A 23650-nucleotide genomic window follows, 5' to 3' on the forward strand; every position below is an offset into this window, starting at 1 on the left:
GTTAGACGACGGAGCCGAGTTGGAAGATAGGAAGGTACATCGCAATAACCAGGCCACCGACCACCACGCCCAACACGGCCATGATCATGGGTTCCATCAGGCTGGTGAGGCTGTCGACCATGTTGTCGACCTCGGCTTCGTAGATGGTAGCTACCCGGTCCAGCATGTCGTCCAGGGCGCCTGATTCTTCGCCGATGGCGGTCATTTGGATGGCGAGGGTGGGAAAGACGCCCGTCGAGCGCATGGAAAAGTTGAGCTGCATGCCGGTGGAAACGTCGGCTTTGATCCGGTTTACGGCGTTTTTGAAGACGACGTTGCCGGTAGCACCTGACACCGAATCCAACGCATCCACCAGTGGCACGCCGGCCGCGAATGTGGTGGAAAGCGTGCGTGCGTAACGAGCCACGGCCGACTTGTACAGAATCGCCCCCACAATCGGAATCTTGAGCAACCAGCGATCTACCGTGTCACGCAGTTTTGGACTTCGTTTCATTGCATATTTGAAACCAAAGAACAAACCAACGAAGGCCGCCAGCAGCAGCAAATACCACTCTTGGACCACGTCAGACAGCCCCATCACCATCAGCGTGAAAGCTGGCAGCTCCGCGCCGAAGCCTTCGAAGATCGACTTGAACTGCGGCACCACCTTGATCAACAGGATCCCAGAAACAATGATGGCAACAACTACTACCGCGATGGGGTAGGTCATCGCCTTCTTGATCTTCGCCTTGAGCTGCTCGGTCTTTTCTTTGTAAGTAGCCACCCGATCCAGCAAGGTTTCTAAAGCACCCGCCTGCTCACCGGCATCCACGAGGTTGCAGTAAAGATCGTCGAAGTATTCCGGCTTCTTGCGCAGTGACGAGGCGAAGCTGTTACCTGCAGCAACCTCCTGCTTGATCTCATCCACGAGCTTGCGCATGTTGGGATTATCGACACCTTCGGAAATGATGTCGAACGACTGCAGTAATGGCACACCGGCGCGCATCATGGTGGACATCTGCCGAGTGAACAGAGCAATGTCGGCAGGCTTGATCCGTTTGCCTTTGCCGAACAGCGCAGTGCCCTTCTTCTTGATCTTGCCTGGGTTTATCCCCTGCTTGCGCAGCTGCGCCTTGATCAACGCCGGATTATGGCCGCTCAGCTCCCCAGACATCTTGGTGCCTTTGCGATCCAGCCCTTCCCAGGCATAGACGTGGATCTTTGCTTTGACCGCCATTACTTAATCCTTGGTGACTCGGTTGACTTCGGCAAGGCTGGTGACCCCTTGCATAACCTTGACCAGACCTGACGCTCGCAAATCGCTGAAACCTTCCTTGCGCATCTGCGCCGCGATCTCGATCGCGTTGTTGGCTTCCATGATCATGCGCTGAAGTTCCTTGGTGATTTTCACCACCTCGTAGATGCCCTGCCGACCGCGATAGCCCCCGTTACACTGCTCGCATCCCACGGGCTCGTAGATCTTGAAGGTACCTATCAGCTCCGGGGCGAAACCTTCCTCGATCTGTGCGTCGCGCGGAATGTCGGCTTCCTTGCGGCAATGCGGACACAGTTTTCTCGCAAGCCGCTGCGCAATGATCAGGCTGACGGACGTTGCAATATTGAAGCCAGCCACGCCCATGTTCTGCAAACGAGTGAGCGTTTCCGCAGCACTGTTGGTGTGAAGGGTGGAAAGCACGAGGTGACCGGTCTGTGCGGCCTTGATGGCGATCTCGGCGGTCTCCAGGTCACGGATCTCACCGACCATGATCACGTCAGGATCCTGACGCAGAAACGAACGTAGGGCCTGGGCAAAGTCCAGACCCTGCTTGTTATTGACGTTGACCTGATTGATACCCTCCATGTTGATTTCCACGGGATCCTCGGCCGTGGAGATATTGATATCCACCGTATTCAGGATGTTGATCCCGGTGTACAGCGACACAGTCTTACCCGAGCCTGTAGGGCCGGTGACCAGAATCATCCCCTGCGGTTGCCTCAGCGCCTGGAGATAGAGCTCTTTCTGATGAGGCTCATAACCCAGCGCATCGATACCCATCTGCGCGCTCGACGGGTCGAGAATACGCATCACGATCTTCTCGCCCCACAGCGTCGGAAGGGTGTTCACACGGAAATCGATGGCCTTGTTCTTCGAGATGCGCATCTTGATCCGGCCGTCCTGCGGTTTGCGACGTTCGGAGATGTCGAGGCTGGCCATGACCTTGAGACGTGCCGCAATGCGGCCTGCCAGATTGATCGGCGGACGCGCAATTTCGCGGAGCATGCCGTCGGTCCTGAATCGAACGCGATAGGCTTTTTCGTAGGGTTCGAAGTGCAGGTCGGACGAACCGCCGCGGATGGCATCGAGCAACATCTTGTTGACGAAGCGCACGACAGGAGCATCGTCGGCGTCCTGGCCGCCGATGGAGTCGTTTTTATTATCGTCAACGGTTTCAACATCCAGACCGTCCAGGTCGACATCACTAAGCTCTTCAAGGCCCGTGGTACCGCTCTCGAAAAACTTCTCGATGGCGTCGGTCAGCTTGTCGTCTTCAACGAGAATGGCTTCGGCTGTCAGGCCGGTGTTGAACTGGATGTCAGTGATGGCCTGGTGGTTGGTTGGGTCCGAAATCCCTACGAACAGTTTATTGCCACGTCGCCAAAGTGGCAGGGCATGATGCTGGCGAACCAGCTTCTCACTGACCAACCCTCGAGGTTGAGCCTCACGATCAACTGCTGCCAAATCTAGAAAGGACACACCGAACTGATCGGCCGCAATTTCTGCAATATCGCGGCTTTTTGCTAACTTGTTCTGTACCAGGTAGTGAACAAGAGGAACGCGGCTACGCTGAGCCTGCTGATAGGCCTGCTGTGCAGCCTTGTCGGTCAGGAGTTCAGCGACGACCAATTGCTTGGCCAAGCCGGTGAGGACGATATCGTTCATGGGGGCACCGAGTACGGACAATCCGTGGTTTATAGCGTAGTCGAGCGATGGTGCCAAATAGGGCTGCAAGAATCGGTCGCCTTACAGCGAGCCACAAAAGTGGGGTGGCAGTTTGCTTGGCACGGCATATGCTCACCTTGCGGTGTTGGACGCGAAGCTTGACCACGCGCCGCCCTCAAGCGCTGGGAGCGCTTGCGGAATACTCTGAGGGCATACAGTGAACACAATACAAAAGGGCTTCACCCTGATCGAACTGATGATCGTCGTCGCGATCATCGGCATCCTCGCTGCCATCGCATTACCCGCTTACCAGAGCTACATAAAGCGCGCGGCTTACACTGAAGTCGTTGCGGCACTCGGGTCCATCAAGACCGCCGTGGGTGTTTGTTATCAAACCTCTGGGGCCTTGAGCAGCTGCGATTCTGCAGGAAAAATTGGTATGACGATGCCTAGCAAAACGACCGGTGCTCTCAACTCCGCTTCTGTCACGACCACCACTGCTGCCATTGTCGCTGTCCCCAATGAATACAAAGGCCTTACGGCCGAAGACACTTGTACCCTGCAACCGACAGCCAGTGCAGGAGCTCTGACGTGGGCATACAGCGGCCCATGCGCAGACAAGGGTTATGTCAAAAACCAGTAGCAAGCTGTGGTGACAAAAAACGTCATGTTCTGCTCCATTCGTTTTCGGCTATGGATCATGTCGGGCGTCCAAACGTGCAGGTGCGGCGTTTCAAAAGTTGGCACGCCGTGTGCTCTAGCCACATCAGGTACTAGAAACCGTTGTGGGATTGACGGATCTGCCTCTGGAATCGCGGCACGTCGTATTAATCTGAGGATTGAACATGAACAAGATGCAAAAGGGCTTCACCCTGATCGAACTGATGATCGTGGTTGCGATCATCGGTATTCTGGCTGCTATTGCGCTGCCGGCTTATCAGAACTACATCAAGCGTGCGGCGTATTCTGAAGTGATCAACGGTATGGCGCCGGTTCAGACTGCCATTACTGTTTGCTATCAAGAGTCGGGGTCGGATCTCACAGCTTGTGATACTGCAGCCAAAATTGGAGTGACGCTCCCAAGCAAGACAACTGGCGCGCTTAATACCATCGCAATTACTGCGACTACTGCTGTCATTACTGCCACGCCTAACGCTTTCAAAGGAATTGCTGGTGGTGCGACCGGAGATACGTGTGTGCTTACTCCAACAGGGGCTGGCGGTACTCTTACATGGGCCTATAGTGGCGCCTGCGTAACAAATGGCTACATTAAAAACTAAGCTTTGAGAGTGATTAGCCGCCCAGTGCTTGTTCGGGCGGCTTTTTTTATGTTTCTGATTGCATTTTCACCGCCGGTGTAGCTCAGTCGGTAGAGCAGCGCACTCGTAACGCGAAGGTCGTAGGTTCGATTCCTATCTCCGGCACCAGTCGACAGGTTCATGCGATGCCAAGCAGTTGCATCCTACTCTTGGAAACCTACCCAGCGCTGGATTCCTGCCTCCTGCAGTAATCTAACTGCCCGCCCGACAAAAAAACCACGCTCATCTAATAGCTACAGCACCTCAAGATAGGCAAATTTTGCTGCTATCACCTTGAAGATCGAAGTCATCGATCAAAGCAGACAGGGATCCTGCATGAGAAAATTTGAGCTTCGAAACTGGACGCCAGCTTTACTGGGGCTGAGCGCACTATTAGCGGCGTGCGGCACAACCAAGACTCAGGTCTATGCTGTGTGGATGGCAGCAGGTCGGACGCCGTCGTTGACGTCGCCTACGATCCTGGCACGAAGGGCGTTACTGCCAGCGGTGAACAAAGAGGACTTGCGCTGGCGAAATCTAAATGCGCTGCTTGGGGATATACTGGCTCCGAAGCGTTTGGAGGCCGAAACGCCATTTGCTTGTCTTTCTCAGCCCTTGGATGTTCGTCTTACCGGACTGTCGTAAAATATCAATGCCAAGGTAACCCTGATTCGGTTCAACCGTTTGGTCTCCCGCCGAGCGCGGGGCAAGGCCGGTGCGCTGTGACGGCGCGAAGTGGGATGCGTAGGCCACGAGAAGCCGTTCGTAACTGGCATAAATCCCAAAATTGGCCGTTAGCAATCTGAAAAAAACATCGAACTATTGCTCGGTTGTTTGGAAGAGTACTTTCGCTTAGCAAGAGGACGCCACGACAAGCTAACGACGGGCACTGCATATAGTTACGCTGGCCTGCCAGCGAAAGTATTTACGAAGTATTTCTATAGCGCCTAGCCTATGTACTGCTATTTCGGCGGTGTTGGTCGCGGTGAGATGAGAGGGTTGCCGGAAAATTTCTCATCTAGATTGTAATCTATATCTGTCAGCAGTGGTTGGCCCTGGATACAGGTTATTGTTGCGTCCGGATACCTGTAAGGAGATGGGCGTTTATCTTTATTTGTTTTTTTATCATAAATCTGAACAGGCGCTGAATCATAATCTCTAGAGCTTACGAAGATGACTTTGTCGAACGGGAAGCGTGCTTGAGCAAGCAGGTAGTTGGTCCATGCGGATAGCCCACCTTTAAAAAATTCATTTCTAGACCAAATCACTTCGCTAAAGCAAATTAGGATTATTTCATCAAATTCTGATTCCGCTCTATAAGTTTCGTATCTTTTTGCTTTCCCGATCACGCCATCAAATATAAAGTTTTGAGGGATAGGCACATCTACTTTTTTGGTGGGATCGTCATCTACGATTCCTTGTTCGAAGGTTCGTGAGGTCTGCTCACTTATTAAGCTGGCTCCGTATTTTTTATCGTTCGCGTAAGCAAGATACCAATGAGGATCAACCGAAGTTATTTCAATGCCAATTTTCACTGAAGCTTTCACGCCAAATCGCTGGGGAGGCTTGGATAGTAGAATAGCTGCGTCAGGGCTATCTACTTGATCAGGAATTTTGGTGTAAGTGTTGTAGAGCTTCTCTAGGAGCGGGGCAGCCAGTTCGAATATTCGGTTCTCAAATTCTTCTTTGGCTTCTTTGATTGTTGGCTTTGCAGATAGCGTCATGATCTACTCCTTTGGTTCGTTTATTGTTCCGCGTCCATAGATACTGCGATCAGATCCGAGATCTACAGAGTGATTAAATTATCTGCACAGCTCCGCATATGTCAATATGGTATCACGACAGCTTCGATTACGGCTTTTCCGAAAGAAAGGAACACTGACTGTCCGCTTCTGGCCGGTAGCAGCCTGTCGCCACCGGCAGCAACCGACCCATAACGGACGCTCATAAGCAGGACGCAGGGAGCCTTTGGCCACCAAACGTGACGAGGTGTTCGGCGTTGATCAACAGGGATGGGTGGCAAAAGCTGTTTCTATTGAATATTGTCCTGCATCGACATCGAGCAAGGTGCTGGAACCGCATGAGTAGTCCAACCCCAGATATCAGTGAACTTGTAGAGTCGTTGAAGGTGCAGGCTGGGTTGCTGATCCAGGCGTCAGAGATGGAAGCTGGAGAATCTCCTGATGCCCGCGACGAATTTACTCGTCAGCAATTGAGACGTGCATCGGAGCTGGTGAAAGGCTCAGTCGCTCTAGGGGCAATTGAAAACTCTGCATGCTTGGGAATTCTGAGCCGAAGCTTGCTTGAACAGCTGATCACGGTTTTGTGGGGCATCAGGTCTGTTGAGAATGCGGAGTCCCAAATGGGCGCGGGTCCCGCAGAGTTGGCGAAGGCTCTGAAAATGAACCTGAAAGCTGGCACCGCCAAAATGTTGGATCGAGACACGGGTGAGGACGTGACCGCCCAATTTCTGGAAAAAGAACAGGCAAAACGAACTCGTCGACGCAAATCCGTGGAGGATCAGGCCAAGGAAGCCGAGGTGCAGGATCTGTATACGGTGTTCTACCGACTGTTATCACTTGAAACGCATGGTCACAATGAGACCCCAGCCGAAAAAGCTAAGGCTAGTGCTTTGTGTGCGACTCACCTTCAGGGCATCGGCGCAATCAGCCGAGGTATCGGTCAGGCGTGTGTCTGCTGGCTGATAGGTAGGCAGTGGCCCGACAACGAATCGCTACGTGACGTATTAGGGCTAAATGGATGATTGCATAGTTTTGCCAGACATCTAGACCGGGAAGAATATGGAACGGCTTCATACCGAAAATGACCTTGAAAATTTCTTACCCAAGCAGTGTGGGCGAAGCGTCACAATTGTCTCTGCATTTGCATCTGGTACAGTGGGGGTTCTGAAATCGATTGCCGCCAAAAATGACGTTGAAGTGGCGGTGGGCACAATCAATGCCCTCACTTCGCCGACGTTTATCGACGAGGCTCGAACGCTTCTTCATCTGCGGCTTTGGGTAGATTTCCGACGCAATGGTCTACGGCTAACTGTAGTGGCCTAATGAAACCGGACACCCATTTAGGCGAGAATGCTCGCCACAGAGAGGTGTCTGATGACCAAGCAACGTCGTGCCTTTACGCCTGGGTTCAAGCGCGAGGGGGCGTGCCTGGTGCTCGACCAAGGCTACAGCCATACCGAAGCAGCCCGTTCGGTTGGGCTTGTTGAGTCGGCCTTGCGTCGTTGGGTGAACCAACTCTAGCAGGAACGTGGCGGTGTTACTCCGACCAGCAAAGGCCTGACGCCTGAGCAGCAAAAAATCCAGGAAATTGAAGCTCGTATCAATCGGCTGGAAAGGGAAAAATCCATCTTAAAAAAGGCCGCCGCGCTCTTGATGGCCGAGGAACACGAGCGTTCGCGTTAATCGATCAACTTCGGGCTCACGAGCCAATTGACCTGTTGTGCACGGTATTTGAAGTGACCCGATCGTGCTACTACGCGTACTGCCGGAAACGTCGGTATCCAGATGCCGAACGGGTGGTCTTGCGCTGCCGCGTGAACGAGCTGTTTACGCAAAGGCGAAGCGCTACGGGCAGCAGGAGCATCATGCTGATGATGAAAGAGGACGGCATGCAGATCGGGCGATTCAAGGTACGCAAGTTGATGCGAGAGATGAACTTGATCAGCAAACAGCTGGATTCCCATGCCTATAAAAAGGCGACCGTGGAGCGGCCTGATATCCCGAACGTGCTTGATCGAGGGTTCAGCGTGGCGTCCCCCGAAATGGTTTGGTGCGGTGACATCACGTACGTTTGGGCCGAAGGTCGGTGGCACTATCTGGCGGCTGTCATCGACTTTGTGCCCGCCGTGTTGTGGGTTGGGCGTTCTCACCCAAGCCCGACGCCGACCTGGTAATTAAGGCACTGGACATGGCTTACGAGCAGCGTGGCAGGCCGCAAAACGTATTGTTTCACAGCGACCGGGGCAGCCAATATGGCAGCCGAAGTTTCCGCCAAAGACTATGGCGATACCGCTTCACACAGAGCATGAGTCGGCGCGGTAACTACCATGACAATGCGCCCATGGAACGGCTCTTTCGCGGCCTAAAGACTGAATGGATACCGACGGTGGGCTACATGAGCGCTGCGCTAGCGCAACAGGATATCGGCCGGTTCCTGATGGAGCGATACAACTGGCGGCGACCGCATCAGTTCAATGAAGGGCTAGCGCCTGCGGTCGCTGAGGAAAAACTTAATTAGTGTCCGGGATCAGTTGACCACTACAGGATCGATCTGATGGGATGCTGACGTCGAGCGAGCTACCGCCGATAGGTACTCTGCATACGCTTCATTCCGTAGTGGATGCCTACGTTTGCCGCGCTCAAGCAAGGTTCCGGTAACGAAGGCCGTAGCTGCGGCCGAGATGGCTACCACCAGTGGAATTTAAACGGTCCAACTCATCTACAGCGCCTTCCTCATCAGCCGTCCAGACATTAGAGCGTAGGCCAAGGGGGAAGTGCCTGCTTGGCGCTGGCTTACCAAGCAGGGGCGCCAGTGTACATGTGAAGAGTAGTATTAGTTTTCTGCTTGGCATTGGTTCTGAAACGTCCCTACATTCTGAGGTAGTGCTTTGGTACTCCGCCATCGAATAAAGAGTAGAAGCAATTAATGTCTACAACTGCATCTGTACCTATTTTAATGGAGGAGGTGTTCTTGAAGAAGAAGTCGAAGTGGTATCGAGGGTGGATGTTTTCATTCGCATTGTCGGGGTCGTCATCAAAACGGAAATAGCCGTGGTCGTCCGTTAAGAGCGTGGTATAGGTGTCATAGTACTGGACGGCATCTTGTACTCCCAGGCCGAAGCTATCTGCGATTGAGCAGATTATTTCCTCATGCGAATGTGTGCCTTCTTTAGAGGTAAGTATCGCGTTCCTCATTATTGAAATGAAACGCCCGCTGACTTCCTCCTTGGTTTCATCATGATTGAAGTAAACTCTGCCGCCATCGTCTACTATTTGAAATGGAATTGTCATTGAGAAGTAGCCATCGCTTTTTCTTACTAAGGCCCGGCAGTAGTCCCCAGAAAATATGGCGATTTCGAAATCATCCTCATACCTGGCCAGTTTGCAATGTGCGCTAGTGCTAACTATTTCCGCCAGGTTTAATAGATTGTCCAAATTGTCCAAGGTATCTCGTACCGCGCAAAATTTGCGCATGTGATACTCCGGAATGTCCTTGAAAAAGAAGGCTGTCATAGCATTCTATTCCGTTGGTACTCAGCATTCAGTAGGGCATCCAGATATTCCTGGTCATAATCAGACTCACCGACAATTGTGCTGATCCTGTCAATCAGTTTTGCGATCAGGCGAGGGCTTGGGCTTTCCTCTTTCTCGGCGCAATAGGCTCGGACAATTTCTTCGATTGATGGAAGTTCATCCAGTACTATGAACTCTCGTTGTTGAATCTCGAGTGGCGATGGAAGTCGCAGATTCATGTATGCGTTATTAGATAGGAAGTTGAGACCTTGATTGACGTTCGTTAAAAGTTGTTGGTCTACCAATTTTCCGAGTACTAAATGGCTTTCTAAGAACGAACGAGCCATCATGGTGTATAGGGCGTTTCGGAAGGATGGGTGTCGGTTCAGATTCAGTGCGAAGCAAATGACAAAAGGAAATTCAAGGCCCTTGGCGTTGTTAATGTTAGAGACAAAAATCTTTTCAGGGTCGTTACGTTTAGTCTCGAAGGAAACATTCACTCCCCAGCCTAGAGTATCAGCGATGAGTGGTTTTAGCTGAGTGATCACATCATAAATGTAGTTGTCTTTGTCGAGTAGAATGATGGCGATGTCACCTTGTTCTACACTAGGGTGACGGCGCCGTATGTCCTTGACCACTTCAACTAGATTCATAGCGATTGACAGACCATCGGTGAACTGGTGGATGGTCGTGCTCTTGAAATCTGCTGGAATATCCTCGAAACGTCGCAGCGGGTCTCGTGATATCAAGGCTCTATCATTTTGCTCGGTATAGATGTAGCCACATGCGTCCCACTCGTGTGGTTGAAGCCATCGCAACACTGGGTTTTCGAATAGCCCCATACCAAGGGCGTGAGAGAACATAAGGTTTTTAGGGTCAGTGCGATAGCACTTTTTGAGAACCATATCTGCGCGATTCACGCCTTCATCTATGGGTCTGAAAATATTTTGGAAAACGTCACCTGCCACATAGACTTTTTTTTCAGTTACCAGTTCGCACAAGTCAATGAAGCTGCTAGCGAAATCTTGACTTTCGTCAACAAATACGTAGTCAAAGGCGTATTTTCTTTCTCCTGAAAGTGCTTTAATCGCATTGATGGCTACTTTGCAAACATGATCAAAGCTTCCAGCCTGAAGGCTAAGGAATGGAATGCCATAGTAATGGCAGATGTATCGATACATTCCTGAGTATGGATCTTTGCCGCTTCCCCAGGAGTGGAAGCAGAAAAGTTTGTTGTTCCAGTCAATTTGACGTTCGACACGCATGAAATCAAAGAAGCTGGGGACGCGAGTTCGCATCGAGGATGCTAGGATTTTATTGAAGCAGGTAAAGGAAATTCTTGCCTCAAAGTCTCTTGAGTAAATTTCTTTTATTTTATGAAGTAATAGCTCCGTCTTTCCTGATCCAGCAAGCCCCTGAATCACGAATTTTTTTCCTGCCCCAGAGCGGAATACAAAGCTTGTCTGATCGGTATCGAAAAGTACTATTTTTGATTTGACGGTGTCAAGTAGGCCACTTGCTTCCAAATTAATTTTTGAAACATCGTTGATGCTTCCCACGACAAGAGACGTTATAAGGTCAACTAATCGGCGATCCGTGGGTTTATCAATCTCTAAGAGTTGAAAATCGAAGTCTAATGCGTCGCACTGCTCGAATAACGGAAGCCAGTGCCGTTTACGGCCGATTTTCTCTCGGTACTTAAACTTTTCAGAGAGAAATGCGATGTCTTCAGTGAAAAATTCAACATAATCCTCAAAGGACTCTTCGTCATCTGCCATATTAATAAAGCAAGGCTTCATTCCGGACGAGAATATGGCTACCGCGTTGTCGTACTCGTAGTGGGCGTCGTCTTTAGATAACGGCTTTCGAAGTACGTAAGTTTGCTTTTTGTTGGTTTCGGCAAAGTCTTCAATTATTTCCTTGATACCCGCTTGTTCCACCAAATCCTGCGCGTCAGGTGCGTAGAAACAATAACCAGACATTTTCAGCTCTCCTTTAATAACTTTACTGAAACCTTAGCTTTGCGAAGGATACTCAAACCCAGAGGATTTGTCGTCAGGTGATGGCGGCTTGGAGCGTAGTAGGCATTGGGACAATCATGCAGGGCGCTAGTGAGAGGCACCTAGGGTTCAGCTTGCGTCTCACCGACCGTCTGGCACCGAATTGTGGCGGTGGCTTAGCGGATTACAGCAAGCTCGTTAATCTCTATTTTTCGGCCCCACCGAGGCTAGAGTCTGGCCATTGACGTCGAGTCGGTAGTCCAGGTGTATGGGTGGTTAGCCTATGCTCGGCCGGGTTGCTTCATGTGACCGAAGGTGACCACCCTGCTCGCGCTGGAGGCAGATCGAACGAGTAACCCAGAGCGTCAGTCGCCTTCCACGGCTAGCATGGTTCATCGCAAAAGCAGGTGAGTACCTTATTGAGTACCTAAATCGATGTGTAAACTGTAATAGTTATTGATTTTTCTGGGGTTAGTGTAGCGGATTCGCTGCCTATCTCCGCACCATCTGAAATCACCTGTGTCAGCTTCAGTCTTTCAGACCCAGCAAGCCTGATGTAGCACGGCTGCTCAAGAGCCCAGAATACGGATATCACATGCCTCTCCTAAACTTCAGCCGCCGAACAGCGGCTTTCGTGTTTTTGGCGACCCTTGCAGGCTGCGCCACGCACAAGGACTTCCAGGCCACAGGCGGAAGTCGCGCAGATGGCGTCATTGACGTTGCGTATGAATTCAGTAGCTTCGAAACTCCTGTGGTCGATCAGCAGCAGGTGTATGCCATTGCCCGCTCCAAGTGTTCATTATGGGGTTATGTCGACGCAGAGCCTTTTGGCGGAACGAACCAGGAATGCACGCTCAGACGCGGCTATGGCGATTGCTCCGCATGGCGTGTATCGAAGAAATACCAATGCCTTGGCAACCCCGGCTGCGTGTCTGCGCCACTCAACTACCTTGGCCCAAGCCAAGCTCCTGTTGCTGTTGCTGTCCCTGCGCGACAGGCGACAGCACCCTACTAAGCCGCGCCCAGTACCGCGCCTGCGCCCTTATCGTCCTCTGAATACCGCGAACGGCAGATCGATTTGCTGATGCAGCAGAACTTGCCGTACGACGAATATCAAAAGAGATATCAGGCAATCATGGCGCAGTAGCGAATTGGGGCAGGGACATAAATCTGTCCGGTTCGGTTCCTCTCACGCATAGCCCACACGACATGCCCAGGAGCCCCCCATGTTCAGCCACATCCAAATTGGCGCCCGCGATCTCCCAAAAATGCTCGCCTTTTACGACCACGTCCTCCAAACCCTGGGCCTCATCCGCATCCCCGACGAAAACGACGGCGGTCCAGCCGGCGCCGGTTGGCAGCGGCCGGGCAGGCCCTGGCCTCAGGTCTACGTCCAGCTTCCGTTCAACGGCCTCCCGGCCACGTGGGGCAACGGCATGCAGGTGAGTTTTGCGGCGCAGTCGCAGCAGCAGGTGCGGGATGCGTGGCAGGCGGCGTTGGATAACGGCGGCGTGGACGAGGGGGCGCCGGGTTTGCGGCCGCAGTATGCACAGGACTACTTCGGGGCCTATTGCCGGGATCCCGAGGGCAACAAGTTATGTTTCGTGCACACCTCGGATATGGCCTAGGCCGCTTTTCAGCGCAGGTTGGCCAGTCGCGCGACGACGGCCGTGATCACCACGGCCAAGACCACGCCCGTCGCGACGGCGGGCAGTATGCCCAGTTGCATCACCATCCCCTGCAGGCTGAGGTAGAAGCCGATCACGCCGACGGCGCCAATGGCGTTGCCGCGCACGATGGCGGCGAGTTCCTGGCGTCCGCCTTGGAGGTGGGCGAACACGGCCAATGGCCACGCAATGATGGGGATGGGCGCCAGGTAGCCACTGACGACGGGGCCCAGCCACTGTGCGCCGGCGGTGATCAGCAGGAGCAGCAGGGTAGCGGTGAGCATCCGCATCGGGATGATCCAGCTGGGCAGCGGAACCGGTTTTGCCGGGCGCTCGCCGGTCTTTGAGGTGGCCATGATCAGTACGACGATCAGGCACAGGGTGACCGCAATGGACGCTGGGAGTGAGCCTAGCCAGTTCATGAACAAGGCGGCGACCACGTAGAAGGCCAGCGCTGTCACGCAGCCGAGGAATGCCGAAAGGCGCCGGGTCACGGTGAGGTAGAACAGGTAGGTGGCCTGAATCGCCGCAACGCCCGCCAGCGCACCCGGTACGGCCATCGCTACGAATCCAGGGCCTTGTTCAAGGCTCAGAAACAGCATCACCACGGCCGAGGTCACCGGAAGCCCCGAGAGCAAGCCACCGACGTGGGTGCCCCAGCGTTTGACGGCGATGGAAATCGAGAGCATGAGCAGCGGGGTGATGAGCAGCTTGAGGTAGAAGACGGTCATGAGCGTGCGTCGTTGTTTTTGGTTCGTACGTTTTACAGGATTCGATAGCCCGGTGTGTGGGCGGTCACCTGTCTGGCGCACTCTGGCGCGGCTTGTGGGCATCTACTACCGTTAGGGTCGATGGAGTCAGTGGCTCCAGCCGTTCAAACAGGAGTATTGCCATGGGTAAGTGGGTCCCTTCAATCGCTACCGCCTTGCTGCTGATCTGTGCCGTGGCGCCTGCCACGCAGGCTGAAGATGAACTGGACAAGGGCATTCGTCACGACAATCGTGAACTCGACAAAGGTGTCGAGCACGATGCCAAGGAAATCGACAAGGGCGTCAAACATGACGCCGCTGAGGTCGATAAAGGCGTCAAGCATGACGATGATGAGCGGCACAAGGCCGACAAACACCTCGACAAGGAGGCGAAAAAGCATTTGTGACGGCAGGCTGTGACGTGATCGGCAGGCGCAATCGAGTCGAGCGTACCCGCCATGGCGATTGTTCGCATCGACCTGTATTGTTTTCGCCGCGTCTGTCGACCACGCATGAGCCCGCATTGCATTTTGGGCAAGGAAGCCAACCGTGAAGTACCTTCTTATCATTCTCGCCAGTTACGCTTCGGTCTATCTGTGCGTCTCGCCGCTGCTCGATGCGCGGGTGCAGGACATTATCGAAGGCCTGGAGATGCGCCGCCGAGCGGCTGACATCGAGGTTTACATCGAGCAGGTGATCGATGCGTTGAATCGCTCCAAGCTGGAGTACGCCTTGTTCGGCGGTACGCTGCTAGCGGGGTTGATCTGCGCTGGGGTCTGGTTGCTCAGCCGTTAGGCCGGGCATGTACGTCGGCAAGGCTGTGCATGCCATCTACGGTCACTTATTGGCCTGGTCTTTTTCGCTGAACTCCACCGCCAGGGCGGCGGCCTCTTCGTCGTTGGTGCGGATGTGCAGCTCGCCCTCGGCGTCCTGTACTTGAAACACCAGGTCCATGCCTTGTGCACGGTATTGCTCGGGGACGTCATCGCCTTCGAGTTTCTTCACTGAAATGGCCATGGTTTTCCTCCCAAAGAAACTGTGACCTGTGCCTGTGGGTAACGTGCGGTCAAAAGTTATGCACAGGAACTTACCTCGCCTGCAAAGCCTCGAATCGTTACCTAACATCAGAGGCTTCCTACCATGACCACACGCGATGAAATCCAGCCAAAAGCTCCGACCCTCGACGCGAGCGGCAAGCCCGTGAACGTGGTCGAGCGCGATATCGAGAACGAAACCCCGGCGACCGAAGGCGTCGACAAGGTCATCACGCCCACCTCCATCAAGGAGAAAGAGCAGGACGCCGAGACCTTGCAGCGTAAGACCGCCGAGATCGAACGCAAGATCGCAGACGGTCGTTGATGTCGTGAAAAAGGAGAAAAGTGCAGCTAACTGTCCGTTCACATCCGTTTCACGCGGTGTTCACATTCTCGGGCGTAATGTTGACCTTGCTCCTTCTTCAAGCCCGCTTTCCTCCCCGTCGGCGGGCTTTTCTTTGCCTGCGATTTGGCGTTTCGCCCATCCAGGCCTGCTAACCTCTCTTATTCAAGCGTCGACCCGAACCGGATGTCGACGCGTTGCAGCGCCTCGTTGCGCTGCCTTTCAAGGAGCTTGACCCCGCCATGACCATTTCTCTGCGCACACGGCTGCTGGCCGTGTTGATGTTCACCACGCTGCTCAGTGGTTGCGGCATCAATAACATTCCGCAATATGACGAACAGGTGAAATCGGCCTGGGCTCAGGTGGAGAACCAGTACCAGCGTCGTGCCGACCTGATTCCCAATCTGGTGGAAACGGTGAAGGGTTACGCCAAACAGGAACAGGACACCCTGACCCGGGTGATCGAAGCGCGGGCCAAGGCCACTTCGATCCAGGTCGATGCCAATACGCTGGACGATCCGGCTAAGCTGCAGCAGTTCGACCAAGCCCAGCAGCAACTCAGCGGTGCCTTGAGCCGTTTGATGGTGACGGTCGAGCGCTATCCTGACCTGAAATCGAACCAGAACTTCCTGGCCTTGCAGTCGCAGCTTGAAGGCACCGAAAACCGCATCGCGGTGGCACGCCGTGACTTCATCGCCTCGGTCGAGAAGTACAACACCGAGATCCGCACCTTCCCTGGCAAGCTGTGGCAGATGACCATGTACCGTGACCAGAAGGTTCGCGAGAACTTCAAGGCCACGGCACCCAATGCCGAGCAAGCGCCGAGCGTGAAGTTCCAATGAAGCCATGGCGGTGCCTGCCGCTGCTGATGCTGTTATGGGTCGCCACTGCCGGAGCGCTGGAATTTCCAGCGCTCAGCGGCCGGGTGGTGGACCAGGCGGGCTTGCTCGACGGGCAGACCCGCAGTCAGCTCAGCCAGATGCTCGAAGCACACGAGCAGACGACCTCCGAGCAGGTCGTGGTGGTGACCGTGCCGGATCTGCAAGGCACGGACATCGCCGACTACGGCTATCAACTCGGACGCGCCTGGGGCATCGGGCAGAAGGGCAAGGATAACGGCGCCCTGCTGATCGTGGCCAAGGCCGAGCGCAAGGTGCGCATTGAAGTGGGCTACGGTCTGGAAGGGCAGCTCACCGACGCGCAGTCTTCCATCATCATCAATAACGTGATCGTGCCGTCGTTCCGCCAGGGCGATTTCGCCGGTGGCATTCGTGCTGGCGCGGCCGCCATATTGCAGGTGCTGGGCGGTGATCCACTGGCCGAGCCCCAGCGCAGCAATGCGCAGGGTCAAGGTCAGGAGCAGCAGCGCCTGCCGTGGCCGGCGTTTCTCATCTTGATCATCATCGTGATCGTGATGATCCGTGGTGGAGGAGGCGGGCGTGGTGGTCGCGGCGGCGGTGGCGGTTCGGTACTCACCGGTGCGGTGCTGGGCAGTGTGCTCGGCGGCGGCCGTGGCGGCGGTGGTTTCGGCGGCGGCGGTGGTGGTTTTGGTGGCGGTGGCGGCGGCTTCGGCGGCGGGGGTGCATCGGGTGGCTGGTAAATCGAGCAGGTACGCAGCATGACACTACTGGACGAAAACGCGCAGAAGCGCGTGGCCACGGCCATCGCCGAGGCCGAACTGCACACCGACGCCGAACTGGTTACGGTGCTCGCACCGCAATCCGACGACTACACCTACATTCCGCTGCTGTGGGCGGGGTTGATTGCTTTGCTGGTGCCGGGCCTGATCAACTATTACCCCGGCTGGCTGAATGCCCACCAGTTGCTGCTGGCGCAGTGGGCGACCTTCATCGTGATGGGGCTGCTGTTCCGCATTCCTGCGCTGACTACGGCATTGGTGCCGCGCCGTGTGCGTCACTGGCGGGCGGCCAACATGGCCCGTCGGCAGTTCCTGGAGCGCAAGTTGCACCACACCCAGGGCGCGACGGGAATGTTGATCTTCGTTTCGGAGGCGGAACGGTACGTGGAAATCCTGGTGGACGAGGGCATTTCCAGCCGTATTGGCGATGACACCTGGGGTGCGATCGTCGAGACATTCACCGCGCGGGTCAAGCGAGGTGAAACGATGGAGGGCTTCGTGGGTTGTATCCAGGCGTGCGGTGAGGTATTACGTGAACACGTACCTGTAACCCATCCTCGCAACGAGTTGCCGGATCGGTTGGTCGTGCTGGGCTGACCGATTAGCCCTGCCAATGGACCTAACGAGGTTACGAGCTGTCAAAGTGGCATTACGCTATCATCCGCACTTTGCCCACGGAGCCTCGCCATGAGCTCGATCATTTTTCCTCAGCCGTTCAAAGCGGTTGGCTGCTCCGACTGTCGAAACCTGGATGCCCTGGGTTTCGACTTCACCATGGCGTTCCAGCCGATCCTCAACGTGCGCAGCGGGCAGCCATGGGCCTATGAGGCCTTGGTGCGCGGCATCAACGGTGAGTCTGCGTACAGCATCCTGAGCCAGGTCAACGACGGCAATCGCTATCGTTTCGACCAGTCCTGCCGCGTCAAGGCCATCGAGTTGGCCACCCGTTGGGGTCTGCTTGACCTTCCTGACTGCCTGCTCAGCATCAACTTCCTGCCCAAGGCCGTCTATCGCGCCGAAACGTGCATCCGCGCCACGCTCGAAGCAGCCCGCGAATTCGGTTTTCCGTTGAATCGGCTGATGTTCGAAGTGACCGAAGGCGAGCGTGTGGACGACCCGCTGCATTTGCAGTCGATCTTCAGCGAATACGAGAAACAGGGATTCGTCACGGCGATCGATGATTTCGGGTCAGGGTATTCGGGCCTGAACCTGCTGGCGACCTTCCAGCCCAAGGTGCTGAAGATCGACATGGCACTGACTCGCGATCTGGATCACGACCTGGTGCGCCAAGCCATCGTGGCGGGGATCGTACTGGTGGCCGGCAAGTTGAACATCACCGTCGTGGCCGAGGGCGTGGAAACCGTCGGCGAAAGCACGGCCCTGCAGGGGCTGGGGATCGACCTTCAGCAAGGCTACCTGTTCGCCCGTCCTGCCATTGGCAAGCTGCCGCTCAAGCATTGAGCGAAGGGTTGCTTCAACCTGTGCGGATCGCTGATTCCTGATGAAGGTAGCTTGCAAGGGCCTGCTTGGTCAGGTCGTTGAGCGTAATGCTTTGCCGGTTTGCAGCAATACTGGCTGCCAAGTGCAACTCGTGGCCTATTCGCACATTGAACGATCCTTTGCAGGAGACTTCCGGCGCCACCTTCAGGTTGACGCAGGTTTCCAGATAGTCGTCCACGGCTGTGTGAAACGCTGCGATCAATTGTGAGACTGTTTGTCCTTCATAACTGATCAGCGCCCGCACGAACTGCGCTTTGCCATATAGACAGTCGTCTTCAGCACTCGCCTCGATCGATCCGAAATAGCCGCGGTATTGAAGCAATGGGTTCATGGGATCAAGCCTCCGCTTTTCAATTGGGCAATGATCTGCCGCCGTATGTAGGGTTTGATTTCGTTACCTGGATGAGGGCGATGTAGACTGATCAGGGCCTTCGGATCGCCATTATAGAATTTGACACGGCTACCACTGCCTTGAATTGGCTCGTAGCCAAACCCCTGTAGTACTTTCACCAGTTCATTCCATGTGAAATCGCCATCCTGCGAGATCAGTTTGGCAATGAGCTTTTCCTGCCTGGACATACCTTTCCCTAAGTGCGACTAAATTTAGTTGCTCATCAATTGCACGTCAATATTTGCTGCCTGGCTAGGTTTAGATCAGGAATGAGGATGTAGGCGAGGGGAAATGATACGAAGGATGTGCAGGAGCGCACGAGGGAAGCATAGGTGGGTGATCAGACCGTCTTGCCAGCAGACGAGCTCACCAGGAAGGTGGGCTCGTCTGCTGCCGCATCAATCTTCGAGAATGAACGCGAACTTGTCGTCGATCAGCATCTTCAGGTAGGCGTCGAAGCTGTCGGCGATGACCACGTATTCGTCCGGGTCGTGGACAAAGCGGATCACTTGGCCTTTGGTGCCTTTGCTCGTGGGGTCGAAGTCGATGAACAGCGTGGAGGTACCACCGTTGTTCATGCAGTGCGAGAAGCACAGCCGCTCGCCCAGGATGACATCGGGATCGATGCGCTTGTCGACCATGTCCGGGTTTTCCAGGAACAGGTCGTCGTAGATGTCGGCAATGCTTTTGTCGTTGGCGGTGCGGTCTTCGAGGATCTGTTCGACCGAGCGCAGGTAGTACGGGTACTCGGCGATGTCGGAGCCCAGGATGAGCACTGAGACTTCGCCTTTTTCGTACTTCTGCCAATGCGTGCCGTTCACCTTGGCAAGCAGGTGCAGGAGGCTGTCTGGGCAGTCGGGGTAGACTTCTTTGAGCGCATCCAGTTGGGTGGGCGAGGCGCCGGTGGCGAACGCGAGTTCGTCAAGGCTGGCGGCGGGCAGGGCGGCTTTGAGGCCTGAGTGGAACTGTTCGACGATGCTCAAGGCTGCTTCCTTACGCGGGTTTTGTTTGAGCACCATTGGGCGATTCGTGGGGGGGAGTCAAGGGAATTTACTGTTTGGGGGATTTGTGGGGGCTTGGGCTGTGTGGTGAGGCGACTGGCCTCTTCGCGGGCAGAGCCCGCTCCCACAGGGCCTGCTTCCACAGGACCTGCTTTCATAGGAGCAGCTTGCACAGAGGCCAGCGGAGGTGTCAGCGCCAGCGGACGGTGTAGTGCGCGGGGACGTCGCTCATCTGGGGCTGGAAGTGGGTGTTGGAAATGACGTGGGTCTGCACGTCTCCGGCGGCGTCGTGCAGTTCGATGCGGTCGCCCGCGCCAGCATTGAGGGTCACCTCGTAGATCAGGGCCTTGTTGGGCTCCAGGGAAGACTCGAAGGGGCCGAAACGGGTGCCGTCGATGCGAACGATGTAGACCTGGTGGGCGCCTTGGGTGGATGTGCTGGTCACTGCGAAAACTCCATACCTTTGCTGGTCGATATCTATGTGGGCTGTCACAGGCTCAGGCGCATGGACAGGTCTACCGCTTTTACATCCTTGGTCAGGGTGCCGATCGAGATGTAGTCCACACCCGTTTCGGCAATGCTGACAAGGGTCGAATCATTGATGCCGCCGCTGGCTTCGAGCTTGGCCTGGCCGGCGTTGATGCTGACCGCTTCGCGCATGTCCGCAAGGCTCAGTTCGTCGAGCATGACGATGTCCGCGCCGGCGGCTAGTGCCTCGCGCAACTCGTCCAGGCTTTCGACCTCGATTTCCACGGGCTTGCCTGGTGCGATGCGTTGCGCAGCCGTGATCGCCTGGGCCACGCCGCCGCACGCAGCGATGTGGTTTTCCTTGATCAGGAACGCATCGTACAGGCCGATGCGGTGGTTGTGGCAACCGCCGCAGGTCACCGCATACTTCTGCGCCAGGCGCAGGCCCGGCAGAGTTTTGCGCGTGTCCAGCAGTTTGACCTGAGTGTGGGCAACCCGCTCGGCGAACGACTGCGCACGGGTGGCGACGGCCGACAGCAGTTGCAGAAAATTCAGCGCGCTGCGCTCTCCGGTCAGCAGTGAACGCGCCGGCCCTTCGAGGTGGAACAAGGGTTGATTGGCCTGTGCCTGCTGCCCATCCACCACTTGCCAATGCACCGCCACGCGGGGGTCGAGCTGACGAAACACGGCATCGACCCAGGCGGTGCCGGCGATGGTGCAGGTGTCGCGGGTAATGATGGTGGCCTTGGCCAGGCGCTCGGCCGGGATCAGTTGCGCGGTGATATCGCCGCTGCCCACGTCTTCGAGCAGCGCACGGCGCACGTTGGCTTCGATTTCAGCGGTCAGATCGGCAAGACGAAGATTGGGCATGACGCGCTCCATCGGCAAAGTGGGGCGGATTATAGGATACTGCGCGGCTCGGAGCGAAGCCCTGCGCCCGTTGCCTCGATGTGCTGCAAAAAGACATGCATTTGGTCGGCTTCCCTGAGCGTTATTGTCTTTTTGCGGTCAATCTTTCACTTAACTCCGTGTTCGCTGAACTGCTTGTCACCTTGGTAGTCAGAGATCACTGTCTGTGAAGTCAGCTCGTAGATGACGTCACGCGGTTGGCAGGGATGTCGACGCTCTTTTTCGTGGGTGGGGGGTTCTTGATGGCGAACGATGGGAAAGTGGTTTCACTGAACAAGGCGGCCGTCGATCCTGCCAGCCAGCCTGCCAGTGTGCGCCTGCCTGTCGTCCTGTTGCAGGTGCGCGACAAGGCCGCGCTGCAGCTCAAGCAGGCCCTTCAGGTGCTGTTCGACAACGCCGACGATACCCTTTTCGAAATGGCCGATCGGGCGTTGAACAACGTCGATCAGAACACCTTCTTCGAAGCCATGCGCGACTTGCGTCTCAAGCGCAAGAGCATCGAGCGCGGCTTTCTCGAGAAATTCTACGAAAGCTTCGTGCGCGTGGGTCAGTACGACACGGCCGAAACCGGTACGCCTGCGCCGCTGAGCTACGACAAGCTGGCCTTGGTGCCCAACGACGAGCTGGAACGCACGGTGGCGCTGGACGCCATGGTCAGCAAGGTGCTGAGCCGCGACAGTTTTGCCCTGGGCCAGTTGACCACGCGCTTGAACGTACTGTTGACGCGCCGCCTGGACGACTCCACCAATCCGCTTGGCCCGGTCATGCTGTGTGACTATTTCCTGCAGGCCGGGCGCAGCCTGGGTGTGGAGATCAAGGTCAAGCTGATCATCCTCAAGCTGTTCGAGAAGTACGTCCTGACCGATACCGATCAGCTCTACGCCGAGGCCAATCAGTTGCTCATCGCCGCCGGAATCTTGCCCGAGCTCAAGGCCGCGCCGGCCCGTCGCGCCGCCGATCGCTCCAGCGACCGTGCGCGCCCCGCGGTCGTCGAACCGGAAACGCGCACCGAAGCACCGAGCAAGCCTGCCCAGCGCGACGAAGGCGTGCAGGAAGTGTTCGGTGCCCTGCAGGATCTGCTGCACGATCTGCGTGGCAGCATGGCGCCGAAGATGGAGCCGCCCAGCGAGGCCATGCCGATCTCGACCAGCGACCTGATGCGCCTGCTGTCTCATCTGCAGCATCACGTTCCCCAGCAGACACCGCAGAACGATTACGACCTGCGTCAACAGCTGGAGCAGCTGCTCACGCGAGTCAGCGTCAAGAGCGGCAAGTTTCGCGTGGTGGGGGTGGTGGACGAAGACGTCATCAACCTCATCGCCATGCTGTTCGAATTCATTCTCGACGATCGCAACCTGCCCGATTCACTCAAGGCCCTGATATCGCGCCTGCAGATTCCGATGCTCAAGGTCGCGGTGCTGGACAAGAGTTTCTTCAGCCGTGGCGCACACCCGGCGCGGCGACTGCTCAATGAAATCGCCTCGGCGGCGATGGGCTGGGGCAGCCGCGACGATTACCAGCGCGATGCCCTGTACCTGCGGATCGAGCAGATCGTTCAGCGCTTGCTCAACGATTTCGTCGACGACACCTCGCTGTTCTCCGAGCTGTTGGTCGATTTCCTCGCCTTCAGCAATGACGAGCGCCGCCGCAGCGAGCTGCTCGAACAGCGCACCCGCGATGCCGAAGAAGGCCGCGCGCGCGCGGACCTGGCGCGTCACCTGGTTGAAAAGGAACTCAACAGCCGCCTGCTGGGCCGCACGTTGCCTCAGGTGGTGGTCAATCTGCTGCAGGATGCCTGGAGCCGGGTGTTGTTGCTGGTCTGCCTCAAGCACGGAGCCAATTCGGCCGAGTGGCAGGCGGCATTGGCGACCGTCGACGATTTGATCTGGAGCGTCGAGCCCCACGATGATCCCGACATGCGCATGCGTCTGCTGGAACTGGTGCCGGGACTGCTCAAGTCCCTGCGCGACGGCCTCACCAGCACCGCGTTCGATCCGTTCGCCACCAGTGAATTCTTCAGCCAGCTGGAAGTGCTGCACGTTCAGGCATTCCAGCGCGAACTCGCAGATGTCGAGGGCGCTTCGAACGGCGATGAGTCGCTGGTGCAGGTGGTCGAAGAGATCGTTCTGACCCCGCTCGGCGAAAGCGTCGAGGGCGAGGCTCAGGTGCGCCTGGCCGACGATGACCCCGGCCTGCTGCAGGTCGATAAGCTGCGTGTGGGCAGCTGGGTGGAGCTGCAGGAAAACGACGAATTCAAACTGCGCTGCAAGCTGACGGCGATCATCGAAACGTCGGGCAAGTACGTGTTCGTCAACCGCACCGGCATGAAGGTCCTGGAAAAGACCCGCATGGGCCTGGCGGTCGAGTTCCGTCGCGGCACCGTGCGCGTGCTCGACGACACCCTGTTGTTCGACCGGGCGCTGGACTCTGTGGTCACCAACCTGCGCAAGCTCAAGGCGAACTGACGGGCCCTGGC

At 55.9% G+C, this 23650-nt stretch carries 26 protein-coding genes, 1 tRNA gene and 1 pseudogene; 16 read left to right on the forward strand and 12 right to left on the reverse strand.

Annotated features, from left to right (window positions below; all coding sequences use genetic code 11):
• Window position 1 precedes the first annotated feature (1 nt).
• A complete protein-coding gene (locus ABMD26_RS15205) occupies window positions 2-1216 on the reverse strand; it encodes a type II secretion system F family protein (RefSeq protein ID WP_354310512.1) in 1215 nt (404 codons plus the stop codon).
• 3 nt (window positions 1217-1219) lie between these two features.
• Window positions 1220-2920 carry a type IV-A pilus assembly ATPase PilB gene (gene pilB, locus ABMD26_RS15210; protein WP_122742573.1) on the reverse strand — a complete coding sequence of 567 codons (1701 nt, stop codon included), beginning with the start codon at window positions 2918-2920 and terminating at the stop codon, window positions 1220-1222.
• 217 nt (window positions 2921-3137) lie between these two features.
• On the opposite strand from pilB, the gene ABMD26_RS15215 reads away from it, so the two are divergent.
• The 4 genes from ABMD26_RS15215 (at window position 3138) to yecR (ABMD26_RS15230) (ending at window position 5024) form a co-directional block, all read left to right on the forward strand.
• A complete protein-coding gene (locus ABMD26_RS15215) occupies window positions 3138-3563 on the forward strand; it encodes a pilin (protein ID WP_354310514.1) in 426 nt (141 codons plus the stop codon).
• A gap of 202 nt (window positions 3564-3765) precedes the next feature.
• Window positions 3766-4200, forward strand: a complete 435-nt coding sequence (locus ABMD26_RS15220) for a pilin (protein WP_354310516.1) — start codon at window positions 3766-3768, stop codon at window positions 4198-4200.
• 71 nt (window positions 4201-4271) lie between these two features.
• Window positions 4272-4347 (forward strand) — tRNA-Thr (locus ABMD26_RS15225).
• Between the two features lie 305 nt (window positions 4348-4652).
• Entirely contained in the window at window positions 4653-5024 is a 372-nt protein-coding gene (gene yecR, locus ABMD26_RS15230; protein WP_354310519.1) for a YecR family lipoprotein, read from the forward strand.
• Window positions 5025-5180: 156 nt separating this feature from the next.
• Here the strand turns inward: yecR (ABMD26_RS15230) and ABMD26_RS15235 are convergent, their stop codons facing one another.
• Window positions 5181-5942, reverse strand: coding sequence for a hypothetical protein (locus ABMD26_RS15235; protein WP_354310521.1), 762 nt, complete (start codon window positions 5940-5942; stop codon window positions 5181-5183).
• Window positions 5943-6298: 356 nt separating this feature from the next.
• On the opposite strand from ABMD26_RS15235, the gene ABMD26_RS15240 reads away from it, so the two are divergent.
• Together ABMD26_RS15240 and ABMD26_RS15245 are read left to right on the forward strand one after the other, a co-directional pair.
• Window positions 6299-6982, forward strand: coding sequence for a DUF5677 domain-containing protein (locus ABMD26_RS15240; RefSeq protein ID WP_354310523.1), 684 nt, complete (start codon window positions 6299-6301; stop codon window positions 6980-6982).
• 352 nt (window positions 6983-7334) lie between these two features.
• Window positions 7335-8478 (forward strand): annotated as a pseudogene (locus ABMD26_RS15245) (IS3 family transposase).
• A 350-nt stretch (window positions 8479-8828) separates the two neighbouring features.
• Here ABMD26_RS15245 and ABMD26_RS15250 read toward each other — a convergent pair.
• Both ABMD26_RS15250 and ABMD26_RS15255 read right to left on the reverse strand, forming a co-directional pair.
• Entirely contained in the window at window positions 8829-9473 is a 645-nt protein-coding gene (locus ABMD26_RS15250; RefSeq protein WP_354310525.1) for an STM2766 family helicase-associated protein, read from the reverse strand.
• The gene (locus tag ABMD26_RS15255) at window positions 9470-11455 is read right to left on the reverse strand and encodes an STM2767 family DEAD/DEAH box helicase (RefSeq protein WP_354310527.1); all 1986 of its coding nucleotides are present in this window, start codon (window positions 11453-11455) and stop codon (window positions 9470-9472) included. The genes ABMD26_RS15250 and ABMD26_RS15255 overlap by 4 nt, the downstream gene beginning before the upstream one ends.
• Before the next feature lie 613 nt (window positions 11456-12068).
• On the opposite strand from ABMD26_RS15255, the gene yecR (ABMD26_RS15260) reads away from it, so the two are divergent.
• Window positions 12069-12488, forward strand: coding sequence for a YecR family lipoprotein (gene yecR / locus ABMD26_RS15260; RefSeq protein WP_354310529.1), 420 nt, complete (start codon window positions 12069-12071; stop codon window positions 12486-12488).
• A 211-nt stretch (window positions 12489-12699) separates the two neighbouring features.
• Window positions 12700-13101: a VOC family protein gene (locus tag ABMD26_RS15265; RefSeq protein WP_354310531.1), complete on the forward strand. Its 402-nt coding sequence runs from the start codon at window positions 12700-12702 to the stop codon at window positions 13099-13101.
• 8 nt (window positions 13102-13109) lie between these two features.
• Here ABMD26_RS15265 and ABMD26_RS15270 read toward each other — a convergent pair whose 3' ends face one another.
• Complete coding sequence (locus ABMD26_RS15270) at window positions 13110-13871, reverse strand: hypothetical protein (protein ID WP_354310533.1); 762 nt, start codon at window positions 13869-13871, stop codon at window positions 13110-13112.
• A gap of 161 nt (window positions 13872-14032) precedes the next feature.
• Here ABMD26_RS15270 and ABMD26_RS15275 point away from each other — a divergent pair, with 161 nt between their 5' ends.
• Window positions 14033-14296, forward strand: coding sequence for a hypothetical protein (locus tag ABMD26_RS15275; RefSeq protein ID WP_122742568.1), 264 nt, complete (start codon window positions 14033-14035; stop codon window positions 14294-14296).
• A 142-nt stretch (window positions 14297-14438) separates the two neighbouring features.
• Complete coding sequence (locus ABMD26_RS15280; RefSeq protein ID WP_192001177.1) at window positions 14439-14684, forward strand: hypothetical protein; 246 nt, start codon at window positions 14439-14441, stop codon at window positions 14682-14684.
• 42 nt (window positions 14685-14726) lie between these two features.
• Here the strand turns inward: ABMD26_RS15280 and ABMD26_RS15285 are convergent, their stop codons facing one another.
• Window positions 14727-14906 carry a hypothetical protein gene (locus tag ABMD26_RS15285; RefSeq protein ID WP_354310536.1) on the reverse strand — a complete coding sequence of 60 codons (180 nt, stop codon included), beginning with the start codon at window positions 14904-14906 and terminating at the stop codon, window positions 14727-14729.
• 123 nt (window positions 14907-15029) lie between these two features.
• Between ABMD26_RS15285 and ABMD26_RS15290 the strand changes: the two genes are divergently transcribed.
• From ABMD26_RS15290 to ABMD26_RS15310, 5 genes are all read left to right on the forward strand, one after another.
• The gene (locus tag ABMD26_RS15290; protein WP_043192846.1) at window positions 15030-15248 is read left to right on the forward strand and encodes a hypothetical protein; all 219 of its coding nucleotides are present in this window, start codon (window positions 15030-15032) and stop codon (window positions 15246-15248) included.
• A gap of 260 nt (window positions 15249-15508) precedes the next feature.
• Window positions 15509-16108: a LemA family protein gene (locus ABMD26_RS15295; RefSeq protein WP_192001175.1), complete on the forward strand. Its 600-nt coding sequence runs from the start codon at window positions 15509-15511 to the stop codon at window positions 16106-16108.
• On the forward strand, window positions 16105-16866 hold the full coding sequence (locus ABMD26_RS15300) for a TPM domain-containing protein (RefSeq protein WP_354310538.1): 762 nt from the start codon (window positions 16105-16107) through the stop codon (window positions 16864-16866). Before ABMD26_RS15295 ends, ABMD26_RS15300 begins: the two co-directional genes overlap by 4 nt.
• An 18-nt stretch (window positions 16867-16884) precedes the next feature.
• Window positions 16885-17502, forward strand: coding sequence for a TPM domain-containing protein (locus ABMD26_RS15305; RefSeq protein WP_122742566.1), 618 nt, complete (start codon window positions 16885-16887; stop codon window positions 17500-17502).
• A gap of 90 nt (window positions 17503-17592) precedes the next feature.
• A complete protein-coding gene (locus ABMD26_RS15310; protein ID WP_122742565.1) occupies window positions 17593-18366 on the forward strand; it encodes an EAL domain-containing protein in 774 nt (257 codons plus the stop codon).
• A gap of 13 nt (window positions 18367-18379) precedes the next feature.
• On the opposite strand, the gene ABMD26_RS15315 is transcribed toward ABMD26_RS15310, so the two are convergent.
• The 5 genes from ABMD26_RS15315 to nadC all read right to left on the reverse strand — a co-directional run bounded on the left by ABMD26_RS15315 (window position 18380) and on the right by nadC (window position 21135).
• Window positions 18380-18736, reverse strand: coding sequence for a type II toxin-antitoxin system HicB family antitoxin (locus ABMD26_RS15315; protein ID WP_134723704.1), 357 nt, complete (start codon window positions 18734-18736; stop codon window positions 18380-18382).
• Entirely contained in the window at window positions 18733-18984 is a 252-nt protein-coding gene (locus tag ABMD26_RS15320) for a type II toxin-antitoxin system HicA family toxin (protein ID WP_134723703.1), read from the reverse strand. Before ABMD26_RS15320 ends, ABMD26_RS15315 begins: the two co-directional genes overlap by 4 nt.
• A 210-nt stretch (window positions 18985-19194) precedes the next feature.
• The gene (locus ABMD26_RS15325; protein ID WP_354310541.1) at window positions 19195-19779 is read right to left on the reverse strand and encodes an SMI1/KNR4 family protein; all 585 of its coding nucleotides are present in this window, start codon (window positions 19777-19779) and stop codon (window positions 19195-19197) included.
• A gap of 208 nt (window positions 19780-19987) precedes the next feature.
• Complete coding sequence (locus ABMD26_RS15330) at window positions 19988-20242, reverse strand: hypothetical protein (RefSeq protein ID WP_049861166.1); 255 nt, start codon at window positions 20240-20242, stop codon at window positions 19988-19990.
• 44 nt (window positions 20243-20286) lie between these two features.
• Complete coding sequence (nadC, locus tag ABMD26_RS15335; protein WP_320498350.1) at window positions 20287-21135, reverse strand: carboxylating nicotinate-nucleotide diphosphorylase; 849 nt, start codon at window positions 21133-21135, stop codon at window positions 20287-20289.
• Between the two features lie 281 nt (window positions 21136-21416).
• Here nadC and ABMD26_RS15340 point away from each other — a divergent pair, with 281 nt between their 5' ends.
• Complete coding sequence (locus ABMD26_RS15340) at window positions 21417-23639, forward strand: DUF1631 domain-containing protein (RefSeq protein ID WP_354310544.1); 2223 nt, start codon at window positions 21417-21419, stop codon at window positions 23637-23639.
• The last annotated feature ends 11 nt before the right edge of the window (window positions 23640-23650 follow it).

This window comes from Pseudomonas sp. PvP001 (genome assembly GCF_040546375.1).
Taxonomy (GTDB): Bacteria; Pseudomonadota; Gammaproteobacteria; order Pseudomonadales; family Pseudomonadaceae; genus Aquipseudomonas; species Aquipseudomonas coleopterorum.